We start from the raw sequence: 12,886 nt of genomic DNA, 5'->3' as shown, positions 1-12,886 counted from the left end.
GCCGTGCTCACGCGCCACCCGCCTCGATGAGCGCCCGCTCCCAGAACTGCTTGCAGAAGCGGGCGAGGGGCCCGCGCGCGGCGGCGCCCGGCGGCGCCTTGCCTCCGTCGGGGCGGAGCAGCGCGTGCTCCACGGGCACCTCGCCGACCAGGGGCAGCCGGAGCAGCGTGGCCACCTCGCGGTCGTCGAGGCCGGGTGCGTACGGGCCCCGTACCGCCACCCTGAGGTCGCGCAGGACCATCCCGGCCGCGGCGGCCACCCGGCCGGCGGCCGCGACGGCGCGCAGTTCGGCGGGGACCACGAGGAGTCCGATGTCGACCTGGGCGAGGGCCTCGGCGACCCCGTCGTCGATGCGGCGCGGCAGGTCCACGACGACCGTGCCGCCCCGGCGGCGGGCGGCGGCGAGGACCGCGCGGACGGCCTGCGGCGGGACGGCGACACAGTCGCCGCGGTCCCAGCTGAGCACGCGCAGCGCGTGCAGTTCGGGCAGGGACTCCTCCAGGGCGCCGCCGCCGACCCGCCCGCGTGAGGCGGCGAAGGCGGGCCAGCGCAGTCCTTGGGTCGTCTCCCCGCCGAGCAGTACGTCGAGTCCGCCGCCGAGCGGATCCGCGTCCACGAGGAGGGTGCGCAGGCCTTCGCGCGCGGAGGTGACGGCGAGGGCGCACGCGAGCGTGGACGCTCCGGCGCCTCCGCGGCCGCCGATGACGCCGACGGTGAGCGCGGGCCGTCCGACGCCCTCGGCGACGTCGGCGATGCGGTCCACCAGCCACTGTTCGCCGTCGGGGAGCATCAGGACGTGGTCGGCGCCGATCTCCACGGCGCGCTGCCAGACGCCGGAGTCGTCCTGATCGCGTCCGACGAGGACCACTCCGCGTCGGCGAGTGGCTCCGCGCGCCCGGCGGGCGGCGTCGTCGCCGACGAGGACGAGCGGTGCGGTCTCCCAGCTGCCGCGGCGCTCCGGCACCGAGGGATGCACCTCGGGGGTGGCTCCGGCGGCGGCGCACAGGCGCAGCAGGTCGTCGAGGAGGTCGGCGTCCTCCGTGACGATCAGCGGTTTGCCCTGCCGGTGGGAAGCGGCGGGCGGCGGGTCGTGCGTGACGGCTCCGGCCATGATTTCGTCCCCCTTTGTCGTAGGTCGCGCAGTCCCTGCGGCCTCGCGATTCCCCAGCGTGCGAAGAACCGGACAACCGGCCTCCGCGAGAACGGCCGACGGAAAACCGGCCGCACGCACCCGGCAAACGGAACCGGCCATGAACTCCCGGCCCGAGCGGACGCGTCGGAATCACGGTGCGACGAACCCAGAAATCTTGTGGATCTTGGTGAAAATCTGTGGACGAGTGGCCGGTTGTGAATATCGCCGTCACCCATACCGGTGATGGCCACCCGCCCCCTGTGCGACTCCCGCAGAGCAGTCCGATCGCTACCCAACGTGACGGATCACGGACACGCCGATGAGGCGGCCTGAGCCGCCTCGCAGACGCGGCCGCACCGCGCGAAGAAGGGAAAAACGCACCCGGACATGCGACGACCCCCGCCGGGGGGGAGAGCGGGGGTCGTCTCCACGGCCGACTCGGGGGGGGGAGGAGCCGGACCGCGTTAGCACGGTCGCGAACGATCCGTGACTTCCATGGTGTACCCGAGAGCCCTCTCAGGCAAACCCACGCGCCCACCTTACGCCGAATGGGCTGCCCCTATGCTCTTGGTTGTGGAAAACCACTCCTTGCCCCGCACAGCGGCCTTCTTTGACCTGGACAAGACGGTCATTGCGAAGTCGAGCACGCTCACCTTCAGCAAGTCCTTCTACCAAGGCGGTCTGATCAACCGCAGGGCCGCCTTGCGCACCGCATATGCCCAGTTCGTCTTCCTCGTGGGCGGTATGGACCACGACCAGATGGAGCGGACCCGGAAGTACCTGTCCGGGATGGTGCGCGGCTGGAACGTGCAGCAGGTGAAGGAGATCGTCGCCGAGACCCTGCACGACCTGATCGACCCGCTCATCTACGACGAGGCGGCCTCCCTGATCGAGGAACACCACACGGCCGGCCGCGATGTCGTGATCGTGTCCACGTCGGGTGCGGAGGTCGTCGAGCCGATCGGCGAACTGCTGGGCGCGGACCGTGTGGTGGCCACCCGGATGGTGGTCGGCGAGGACGGGTGCTACACCGGCGAGGTGGAGTACTACGCCTACGGCCCGACGAAGGCGGAGGCGATCAAGGAGCTGGCCGTGTCGGAGGGGTACGACCTGGAGCGCTGTTTCGCGTACAGCGACTCGGTGACCGATCTGCCGATGCTGCAGGCGGTGGGCCGCCCGCACGCCGTGAACCCGGACCGGGCCCTGCGGCGCGAGGCCGTCGCGCGCGGGTGGCCGATTCTCGACTTCCACCGGCCCGTACGGCTCAAGCAGCGGATCCCGTCGTTCTCCGTGCCGCCGCGCCCGGCACTCGTGGCGGCGGCCGCCATAGGCGCGGCGGCGGCGACGGCGGGCCTGGTCTGGTACGCGAGCCGGCGCCGGGCGGCGACCGCCTGAGCTGCGAAGACCGTTTCAAACCTGTTTGGCCGCAAAAGTAAAGAACTGGCGGCGGGGGTTCCGCTTGCCCTGGTCCTGGAGTAGAAAGGACTCAACGGCCCGCGAGACCAAGGACATCCGAAAGGATCACCTTAATAACGCATTTGGCCCCACGGACCGATGCATGAACACCGAGCACCCACGCGACGTCGACCCGTCGATTACGGGCCAGCCGCACCAGGTCACGGGCAAAGATCCCGGCCTGATGGGCACCATATCGAGGACGCTTGGTAACCCGGTGAACATGCCAGCGGCGGTACGAATTCTCGTACCGCCGCAACCCTTTCCCCGGGACTTTCCCCGGCCTCTACGCCGCGCCGCGCTGCAACGCCTCGCACACCGCCGTCGACTCACGGGCGCCCAGCTCCACCGCCCTGCCGCAGTGCGTGATCCAGGCCGCCATGCCCTCCGGAGTGCCGGACACATAGCCGTCCAGCGCCGCCAGATAGGCCGCGCGGCCCAGTTCCGCATGGCCCACCTCGGCCGGACAGACCGACTTGGGGTCGAGACCGCTGCCGATCAGCACGATGCGCTCGGCGGCGCGCGCGACCAGGCCGTTGCGCGAGGTGAAGGGGCGCAGGGCGAGCAGCTCGCCGTGCACCACGGCCGCCGTCACCAGGGCGGGCGCCGAACTCCCCGCGATGATCAGCTCGGAGAGCCCGTCCAGTCGGCCGGCCACTTCACCGGCTCCGGGCAGCGGCAGTTCGACGAGCGGCTCGTCGACCGGCTCCCCGGCCTGCCGCGGCCGTCCGATCTCGTCGCCGCCGCCCGCCGCGGCCACCAGATGCAGCCGCGCGAGGACGCGCAGCGGCGACTGCCGCCAGATGGACAGCAGCTGCCCCGCCTCGGCGGTCAGCCGCAGGGCGGCACCCATCACCCGTGCCTCGTCGTCGACGCCGAAGTCGCTGCGCCGGCGCACCTCCTCCAGGGCCCAGTCCGCGCCGGAGAGCGCCGCCGAGCCGCGGGCGCCGCGCAGGGCGGCCTCGGAGGTGATCGCGTTGCTGCGGCGCCGCATGACCCGGTGTCCGTAGACCCGGTCCACGGCCTTGCGCACGGACTCCACGGACTCGGCCACACCGGGCAACGAGCCCAGGGCCGCGAGCGGATCGGCGGACGCGCCTGTCGTACTCATGAGTACGACATTACGCACCCCGGGGCCACACCCCTCGAAGGAGTGGTCTTCTTCACGCACCGCTGCCACGCACAGCTATCGTCGCACTACTCTTGGTGAACATGAAAATTGCTTTCGTCGGGAAGGGCGGCAGCGGCAAGACCACACTGTCGTCCCTGTTCATCCGCCATCTCGCCACCCTCGGCGCTCCCGTGCTCGCCATGGACGCGGACATCAACCAGCATCTGGGACCCGCCCTCGGCCTCGACGAGAGCGAGGCCGCCGCCCTGCCCGCACTGGGCGAGCACCTGCCGTTGATCAAGGATTATCTGCGCGGCTCCAATCCGCGCATCGCCTCCGCAGAGTCGATGATCAAGACGACCCCGCCCGGCCGGGGCTCCCGGCTGCTGCGGGTGCGCGAGGACAACCCGGTCTACGACGCCTGCGCCCGGCCGGTGGAACTCGACGGCGGCGCCGTCCGTTTGATGGTCACCGGCCCCTTCACGGACGCCGACCTGGGGGTCGCCTGCTACCACTCCAAGACGGGAGCGGTGGAGCTGTGTCTGAACCACCTGGTGGACGGCCGCGACGAATACGTCGTGGTCGACATGACGGCGGGCTCGGACTCCTTCGCCTCCGGCCTGTTCACCCGCTTCGACGTCACGTTCCTCGTCGCCGAGCCGACCCGGAAGGGGGTCTCCGTCTACCGTCAGTACAAGGAGTACGCCCGCGACTTCGGCGTCGAGCTGAAGGTCGTCGGCAACAAGGTGCAAGGGCAGGACGACCTCGACTTCCTCCGCGCCGAAGTCGGTGACGACCTGCTCGTCACGGTCGGGCACTCGGACTGGGTGCGCGCCATGGAGAAGGGCCGGCCGCCCCGGTTCGACCTCCTGGACGCGACCGACCGCGACGCCCTGCGTCTGCTGCGGACGACCGTCGACACCGCCCACGAGCGGCGCGACCAGGACCGCTACACACGCCAGATGGTGCACTTCCACCTGAAGAACGCCCAGTCCTGGGGCAACGAACGCACCGGGGCCGACCTGGCCGCCCAGGTCGACCCCGACTTCGTCCTCGGCGAGGGCGTGGCCGCCGCCGTCTAGAACACCCGGACGGCGGCTACCGCCGGGCCGTCGGAGCGCCCGGTACGCCCTTGGGGGCCGGAGCGGGCCCGTCGGACAGGAAGGACGCCCAGCCCTCCTTCGGGGGCTCGCCGACGTCCAGCGAGCGCAGCTTGCTCAGGGTCTCCGGGTCCTGGGCGTCCAGCCAGTCGGCCAGCTGCCGGAAGGACACACAGCGCACGTCGGCCTGGTTGCAGACGGTCTCGACGACCTCGTCGACGGCGCGCATGTACGTTCCGCCGTTCCAGGACTCGAAGTGGTTGCCGATGATCAGCGGAGCGCGGTTGCCGTTGTAGGCGCGGTGGAAGCCCCGGAGCAGGCCGTCCCGCATCTGCTCGCCCCAGAACGCGCGCTTGGCAGGGTCGCCCTGGGTCTTGGTGCCGGACTGGTTGACCATGAAGTTGTAGTCCATGGTGAGCTGCTCGTAGGTGTGTCCCGGGAACGGCACGAGCTGCATCGACAGGTCCCACAGACCCATCCGTTTGCGAGGCCAGACCTGCTGGTTGACGCCGCTGGTGTCATAGCGGAAACCCATCCGGCTCGCCGCCCGCACGAAGTTCTTCTGCCCCTCCAGGCAGGGGGTGCGAGCGCCGATCAGCTCCTTGTCGTAGTCGAAGGGCAGCGGGGCGGCCTTCGTCATGCCGGTGTTGGTCTTCCAGGTCTTCACGAACTGCTTGGCCTGGACGATCTCGTCGCGCCACTCGGCCGGGGACCACTCGCCGACCCCGCCGTTCCTGCCGCAGAAGTGGCCGTTGAAGTGGGTGCCGATCTCGTTGCCCTCCAGCCACGCCAGCCGGAGCTGCCGCACGGTGTCGGCGATGCCCTGCTCGTCGTTGAAGCCGATGTCGGAGCGGCCCGGCGAGTGCTGCGGGGGCCGGTACAGGTCGGCCTTCTCCTCCGGCAGCATGTACACGCCGCTGAGGAAGTACGTCATGGTCGCGTGGTTGGCCTTGGACACCTTGCGGAAGTGAGAGAACAGCTTCTGGCTGTCCTCTCCGGCCCCGTCCCAGGAGAACACCACGAACTGCGGGGGCTTCTGACCGGGCTTCAGACGTTGCGGTCGGGGCAGGTGCGGCTGCGGTCCGGTGTACGCGGTGGAGCCGTCGCCGATCAGCCGGACGACGTGCTTGGGCGCCGGGGCACCCTTGCGCGGGGTCTGCGTTCCCGTCTTGGAGGCGTCGGTTCCCGTCGCACAACCGGCGAGTGATGCGGCGGCCGTCGCGGCGACCACGACGGCCGCGGCGATTCTCTGGGTGGCGGTCATGTTCCGCCCACCTTCTTCCTTCTCTCGGCCCACGCCGACGAGGGCGTTCTGTCGGTGCGTACCGGGGCGAGCCGGCAGCGCGGTCAAGGTCGCACGGGGCCGAGAAGGAATTAATACGACAAGCCGATGAAATGCTCACTTCATCCAAGAGAGTGATTCATTGCCCTATTTGCCACATAAATCCATGCCTGACCTTTACTCTGCATTACGATCGTTTTACCGAGCGTTGATTTTTCATCCCGCCGCAGTACGCCGTGACCCACGGCCGCGACCACCCCGCCATCGGCGGGGGACCACCAGTTCCGCGACCGCGCTGCCCCGGAGGAGACGGGAACATGTCCGCCTGCGTCCCCACTCGTACGTCCGACTCGACGCGCGCCCGGCGCGCCCATCCGCCCCACAGCCCCCCGTCGGGCCCGCGCCGCCGCTTCCGGCTCGCGGGCGCCGACGTGTCCGCCTCGATCGCGGTCTTCCTGATCGCCCTTCCCCTGTCCCTGGGCATCGCCCTGGCCACCGGAGCGCCCCTCCAGGCCGGCCTCGTCGCCGCCGCCGTCGGCGGGATCGTCGCCGGCTGCGTCGGCGGCTCCCCGCTCCAGGTCAGCGGCCCCGCCGCCGGGCTCACCGTGGTCACGGCCGACCTCATCCAGCGCTACGGCTGGCGGACGACCTGTGCCGTCACCGTCCTCGCCGGACTCACCCAACTGGGCCTCGGCTGTCTGCGCGTGGCACGCACCGCGCTCGCCGTCAGCCCCGCCATCGTGCACGGCATGCTCGCCGGCATCGGCGTCACCATCGCCGTCGCCCAGCTGCACATCGTCCTCGGCGGCACCCCGCAGAGCTCCGTCCTCGCCAACCTCCGTGCCCTGCCCGCCCAGCTGGCCGGGCTCCAGCCCGCAGCGGTCGCCGTGAGCACCCTGACCCTCAGCCTGCTGCTGCTCTGGCCACGAATCCCCGGCCGGGCGGGCCGGCTGCTGCACAAGGTGCCCGCCGCACTCGTCGCCGTCGCCGGGGCCACCGCCGCGGCGTCCCTCGCCGGCCTCACCCTGCCCAAGGTCGACCTCCCCTCCTGGCGCAGCCATGCCCTGGCCGGGCTCCCCGAAGGTCCGGCGCTCGGCGTCGCGGCGGCCGTCCTCACCATCACCCTGGTGTGCAGCGTGCAGTCGCTGCTCGGCGCGGTCGCCGTCGACAAGCTCATCTCCTCCCGCGCCGACCTCATCTCCTCGCCCATGGGCCGCGCCCCGCGTGTCGGGCGCTCCGACCTCGACCGTGAGCTGCTCGGTCAGGGAGCCGCCAACATCGTCTCCGGCGCGCTCGGCGGACTGCCCGTCGCGGGGGTGGCCGTGCGCAGTTCGGCGAATGTCCAATCAGGTGCCGTGAGCCGGAACTCCACGATGCTGCACGGCGTTCTCGTAGTGATCGCCGCACTGCTGATGGTCCCGGTCCTGGAGCTCATCCCGCTCGCCTCGCTCGCCGCCCTGGTGATGGCCGTCGGCATCCAGATGGTGTCCCTGCACCACATTCGTACGGTGACCCGCCACCGGGAGGTGCTGGTGTACGCCGTCACCACCCTCGGCGTGGTGTTCCTCGGCGTCCTCCAGGGCGTGACGCTGGGGATCGCGGTCGCCGTCGCCGTCGCCCTCAACCGCCTCGCCCACACCCGCATCACCCACCACGAGCAGGAGGGAGTCCATCACGTCCATGTGCGCGGCCAGTTGACGTTCCTCGCGGTGCCACGGCTGAGCCGGGCCCTGCACCTCGTACCCCACGGCACGCCCGTCGTGGTCGAGTTGGACGGCTCCTTCATGGACCACGCGGCGTACGAGGCCCTCCAGGACTGGCAGAAGACCCACACCGCCCAGGGCGGCACCGTGGAGCTGACCGGCCGCAGACTCGGCACGGCGACCACGGCCGCGGCCCCCACCGGCGCCGGGGCCGACTGCCGCTGCCGGCCCTGGACCCCTTGGCGCAATCACCAGTGCGAACTCCCGCGCTCCGCACACGCCACGGGTTCCGGTTACGAGTCCCCGAACCAGCCGAGCAAACCCGGAGCGCCGACCACGCCGGACAATCCCCACGAGCCGCATGCGCCGAACCAGCCGAATAGACCGAACAAGCCGAACAAGCCGAACAAGCCGAACAAGCCGAACAAGCCGAACAAAGCGAGCGACACCGCCGGACTCACAGGAGCAGGGGCCGACGGCAGTCACCCCCTGGTCCGCGGTATCAGCGCCTTCCAGCGGAACACCGCTCCCCTGGTGCGCGGGGAGTTGGCGCGGCTGGCCCGGGAGGGGCAGCAGCCGACGCAGCTGTTCCTCACGTGTGCGGACTCGCGGCTGGTCACCTCGATGATCACCTCCAGTGGTCCGGGCGACCTGTTCGTGGTGCGCAACGTGGGCAACCTGGTGCCACCGCCGGATGAGGAGAGCGGGGACGACTCGGTGGGGGCCGCCATCGAGTACGCGGTGGACGTGCTGAAGGTCCGTTCCATCACGGTGTGCGGGCACTCCGGATGCGGGGCCATGCAGGCGCTGCTCGGCTCCGAACCCGGCGGGGAGCAGACGCCGTTGAAGCGGTGGCTGCGGCACGGGCTGCCGAGTCTGGAGCGGATGGCCGACGACGGCCGGCCCTGGGCCCGGCTGGCCGGGCGGTCACCGGCGGACGCGGTCGAGCAGCTCTGTCTGACGAACGTGGTCCAGCAGCTGGATCATCTGCGGGCCCACGAGTCGGTGGCACGCGCCCTGCGGGCCGGGGCGCTAGAGCTGCACGGGCTGTACTTCCACGTGGGCGAGGCACAGACGTATCTGCTCACCGGGAACGACGGCAGCGAGCTGTTCGATCATGTGGGCCATCGAGTGTGAAAGGCGTTACACCGGCTGAACCTCGTCCGGCCCCCGTCCGTGGGTACGGATGACCCGGCCCGCACCAGGACCAGGCCCCAGGGCCCAGGACCAGGCCACGACCTCATCAGGATAGGTCTAAACCAATTTTCCGTCGGCCCTTGTCACCGGGGCCCGGGTTCTGATGAGCTGTGGCCTGGGACACAACGGACACCCTTCGAGAGGGAGATGTCGTGAGCAACGAAAGCCTGGCCAACCTGCTCAAGGAAGAGCGCAGGTTCGCGCCGCCCGCCGACCTGGCCGCGAACGCCAACGTCACGGCGGAGGCGTACGAACAGGCCAAGGCTGACAGGCTCGGCTTCTGGGCCGAGCAGGCCCGTCGGCTGACCTGGGCCAAGGAGCCGACGAAGACGCTGGACTGGTCGAACCCGCCGTTCGCGAAGTGGTTCGAGGACGGCGAACTCAACGTCGCGTACAACTGCGTCGACCGCCATGTGGAGGCCGGGCACGGCGACCGGGTCGCGATCCACTTCGAGGGGGAGCCGGGCGACAGCCGGGCGCTCACCTACGCCGAGCTCAAGGACGAGGTGTCGAAGGCGGCCAACGCGCTGCTGGAGCTGGGCGTCCAGAAGGGCGACCGGGTCGCGGTCTACATGCCGATGATCCCGGAGACGGCGGTCGCGATGCTGGCCTGCGCCCGGATCGGCGCCGCGCACTCCGTCGTCTTCGGCGGCTTCAGCGCGGACGCGCTGGCGACCCGGATCCAGGACGCCGACGCCAAGGTCGTCATCACGGCCGACGGCGGGTACCGGCGCGGCAAGCCGTCCGCGCTCAAGCCGGCCGTCGACGACGCGATCCGCAAGGCCGGCAACGTCGAGCATGTGCTGGTGGTGCGCCGTACCGGCCAGGAGGTCGCCTGGGACGACAGCCGGGACGTGTGGTGGGACGAGATCGTCGAGCGCCAGTCCGCCGAGCACACCCCCGAGGCCTTCGGCGCCGAGCAGCCGCTGTTCATCCTCTACACGTCCGGCACGACGGGTAAGCCGAAGGGCATCCTGCACACCTCCGGCGGCTACCTCACGCAGGCTGCTTACACGCACCACGCGGTCTTCGACCTCAAGCCGGAGACCGATGTGTACTGGTGCACCGCCGACGTCGGCTGGGTCACCGGGCACTCGTACATCGTCTACGGGCCACTGGCGAACGGCGCGACGCAGGTGATGTACGAGGGCACGCCGGACACCCCGCACCAGGGGCGCTTCTGGGAGATCGTGCAGAAGTACGGGGTGACGATCCTGTACACCGCCCCGACGGCGATCCGTACGTTCATGAAGTGGGGCGACGACATCCCCGCGAAGTTCGACCTGTCCTCGCTCCGTGTCCTCGGTTCGGTCGGTGAGCCCATCAACCCCGAGGCCTGGGTCTGGTACCGCAAGCACATCGGCGCCGACCTGACCCCCGTCGTGGACACCTGGTGGCAGACCGAGACCGGCGCGATGATGATCTCGCCGCTGCCGGGCGTCACCGAGACCAAGCCGGGCTCCGCCCAGCGCCCGCTGCCCGGCATCGGTGCGACCGTCGTCGACGACGAGGCGAACGAGGTGCCGAACGGCGGCGGTGGCTATCTGGTCCTGACCGAGCCGTGGCCGTCGATGCTCCGCACCATCTGGGGCGACGACCAGCGCTTCCTCGACACGTACTGGTCGCGGTTCGAGGGCAAGTACTTCGCGGGCGACGGCGCCAAGAAGGACGACGACGGGGACATCTGGCTGCTGGGCCGGGTGGACGACGTCATGCTCGTCTCCGGGCACAACATCTCGACCACCGAGGTCGAGTCGGCGCTCGTGTCGCACCCGTCGGTCGCCGAGGCGGCCGTGGTCGGCGCGGCCGACGAGACGACCGGACAGGCGATCGTCGCGTTCGTCATCCTGCGCGGCACCGCCGCCGAGTCCGAGGACCTGGTCGCCGAGCTGCGCAACCACGTCGGCGCGACGCTCGGCCCGATCGCCAAGCCCAAGCAGATCCACCCGGTGACCGAGCTGCCCAAGACCCGCTCCGGCAAGATCATGCGCCGGCTGCTGCGGGACATCGCCGAGAAGCGGGAACTCGGCGACGTGACCACCCTGACCGACTCCACGGTCATGGACCTCATCCAGGCGAAGCTCCCGGCGGCGCCGAGCGAGGACTGAGCACGGCCCGGGCACAGCCCCGGGCCGAGCACCCCGGGACGGGCATCCGGCGACGCGAAGGACCGCGCCGGGTGCCCGTTTCGCACCTATCGTGGGGATCACCTGACCACAGGCCCCGACCGCACCGGGCGCACCTTGGGTAAAATAATCAAAAAGGTGCGCCGGGAAGTCTGGTCGGCATGCGTTCCGCCATGCCCACCGACCGGAGGTCCCCACCGTGTCCGCGCCCCGCAGCACCGCCCGCCGACTCTTCGGACGGCTCTCCCTCCCCGAGCGGACGTACGTCACGGACGCGCTGCGGACCGAGACCGTCGGCGGTGTCCTGCTGCTCCTCGCCGCGGTGACCGCACTGCTCTGGGCGAACGTCCCCGCGCTGCACAACAGCTACGAGACCGTCAGCCACTACCACCTCGGCCCCGAAGCCCTCGGACTGCACCTGTCGGTCGAGCACTGGGCCGCCGACGGCCTCCTCGCGGTCTTCTTCTTCGTCGCCGGCATCGAACTCAAGCGCGAGCTGGTGGCCGGGGAGCTGAGGGATCCCCGGGCCGCCGCGCTGCCCGTCGCGGCCGCGCTGTGCGGCATGGCCGTACCGGCGCTCGTCTACACCCTCACCAACCTCACCGGAGGCGGCGACACGGGCGGCTGGGCGGTGCCCACCGCCACCGACATCGCCTTCGCGCTCGCCGTGCTCGCCGTCATCGGGACATCGCTGCCGAGCGCGCTGCGCGCCTTCCTGCTCACCCTCGCCGTCGTCGACGACCTGTTCGCGATCCTGATCATCGCGGTCTTCTTCACCGACACGATCCACTTCGCCGCGCTGGGCGGCGCCGTCGCCGGCCTCGCCGTGTTCTGGGTGCTGCTGCGCAGGGGCGTACGCGGCTGGTACGTGTACGTGCCGCTCGCGCTGGTGATCTGGGCGCTGATGTACAACAGCGGCGTCCACGCGACCATCGCCGGTGTCGCCATGGGCCTGATGCTGCGCTGCAGCACCCGCGAGGGCGAGGAGCACTCCCCCGGCGAGCACATCGAGCACCTGGTGCGTCCGCTCTCCGCGGGTCTCGCCGTGCCACTGTTCGCGCTGTTCAGCGCGGGTGTGACGATCTCGGGCGGGGCGCTCGGCGAGGTGTTCACCCGGCCGGAGACCCTCGGGGTCGTCCTCGGACTCGTCGTCGGCAAGACGGTCGGCATCTTCGGCGGCACCTGGCTGACCGCCCGCTTCACCCGGGCCTCCCTCAGCGAGGACCTGGCCTGGGCGGACGTCCTCGCCGTCGCCTCGCTCGCCGGCATCGGCTTCACCGTCTCGCTGCTCATCGGCGAACTGGCCTTCGCGGGCGACCCGACCCTCACCGACGAGGTCAAGGCCGCCGTCCTGATGGGCTCACTCATCGCGGCGACCTGCGCGACCGTCCTGCTGAAGCTGCGCAACGCCCGCTACCGCCGGATCCAGGAGACCGAGGAGCGCGACGAGGACAGCGACGGCATCCCGGACGTCTACGAGCAGGACGACCCGGCGTACCACCTGCGGATGGCCGGGATCCATGAGCGCAAGGCCGCCGAGCACCGCCGTATCGCCGCGGAGATCGCCCGCACGGGGGCCGCCGGGACAGCCGCGGAAACAGACGCCGGGACGGACGCGGGGACGGGCTCGGGAACAGCCCTGGAAACGGACGCGGGGACGGATCCCGCGCACCGGATGGCGGCCGAAGTACCGGGCGGGGCGGGCGAGGACGGCGGCGGTCCGGCATGATCTGACGGGACGGTACAAAAGAAGTCAGACGGACCAGCAGCACAGAGCAGC

Annotated in this window: 8 protein-coding genes; 5 read left to right on the top strand and 3 right to left on the bottom strand. The window is 70.6% G+C overall.

What is annotated here, in order from left to right; translation table 11 throughout:
• Positions 1-7: 7 nt before the first annotated feature.
• Positions 8-1,111, bottom strand: coding sequence for a septum site-determining protein Ssd (ssd, locus tag ACYQ8Q_RS25650; protein ID WP_460068127.1), 1,104 nt, complete (start codon positions 1,109-1,111; stop codon positions 8-10).
• Positions 1,112-1,693: 582 nt separating this feature from the next.
• Here ssd and ACYQ8Q_RS25645 point away from each other — a divergent pair.
• Positions 1,694-2,527: an HAD family hydrolase gene (locus ACYQ8Q_RS25645; RefSeq protein WP_460068126.1), complete on the top strand. Its 834-nt coding sequence runs from the start codon at positions 1,694-1,696 to the stop codon at positions 2,525-2,527.
• Between the two features lie 346 nt (positions 2,528-2,873).
• On the opposite strand, the gene ACYQ8Q_RS25640 is transcribed toward ACYQ8Q_RS25645, so the two are convergent.
• A complete protein-coding gene (locus ACYQ8Q_RS25640) occupies positions 2,874-3,698 on the bottom strand; it encodes a Fic family protein (protein ID WP_460068125.1) in 825 nt (274 codons plus the stop codon).
• A 101-nt stretch (positions 3,699-3,799) separates the two neighbouring features.
• On the opposite strand from ACYQ8Q_RS25640, the gene ACYQ8Q_RS25635 reads away from it, so the two are divergent.
• The gene (locus tag ACYQ8Q_RS25635; protein ID WP_460068123.1) at positions 3,800-4,780 is read left to right on the top strand and encodes an ATP-binding protein; all 981 of its coding nucleotides are present in this window, start codon (positions 3,800-3,802) and stop codon (positions 4,778-4,780) included.
• A gap of 16 nt (positions 4,781-4,796) precedes the next feature.
• Here the strand turns inward: ACYQ8Q_RS25635 and ACYQ8Q_RS25630 are convergent, their stop codons facing one another.
• Positions 4,797-6,062 carry a polysaccharide deacetylase family protein gene (locus ACYQ8Q_RS25630; protein ID WP_460068122.1) on the bottom strand — a complete coding sequence of 422 codons (1,266 nt, stop codon included), beginning with the start codon at positions 6,060-6,062 and terminating at the stop codon, positions 4,797-4,799.
• A gap of 335 nt (positions 6,063-6,397) precedes the next feature.
• Between ACYQ8Q_RS25630 and ACYQ8Q_RS25625 the strand changes: the two genes are divergently transcribed.
• The 3 genes from ACYQ8Q_RS25625 to nhaA all read left to right on the top strand — a co-directional run bounded on the left by ACYQ8Q_RS25625 (position 6,398) and on the right by nhaA (position 12,835).
• A complete protein-coding gene (locus tag ACYQ8Q_RS25625; protein WP_460068121.1) occupies positions 6,398-8,920 on the top strand; it encodes a bifunctional SulP family inorganic anion transporter/carbonic anhydrase in 2,523 nt (840 codons plus the stop codon).
• Positions 8,921-9,132: 212 nt separating this feature from the next.
• The gene (gene acs / locus ACYQ8Q_RS25620) at positions 9,133-11,088 is read left to right on the top strand and encodes an acetate--CoA ligase (RefSeq protein WP_460068120.1); all 1,956 of its coding nucleotides are present in this window, start codon (positions 9,133-9,135) and stop codon (positions 11,086-11,088) included.
• A gap of 217 nt (positions 11,089-11,305) precedes the next feature.
• Entirely contained in the window at positions 11,306-12,835 is a 1,530-nt protein-coding gene (gene nhaA, locus ACYQ8Q_RS25615) for a Na+/H+ antiporter NhaA (protein WP_460068119.1), read from the top strand.
• Positions 12,836-12,886 lie beyond the last annotated feature (51 nt).

Source organism: Streptomyces sp. YKOK-I1 (genome assembly GCF_054660435.1).
Note: the sequence above shows the minus strand (reverse complement) of the source record. Positions and strands in the feature narration are given on the sequence as shown.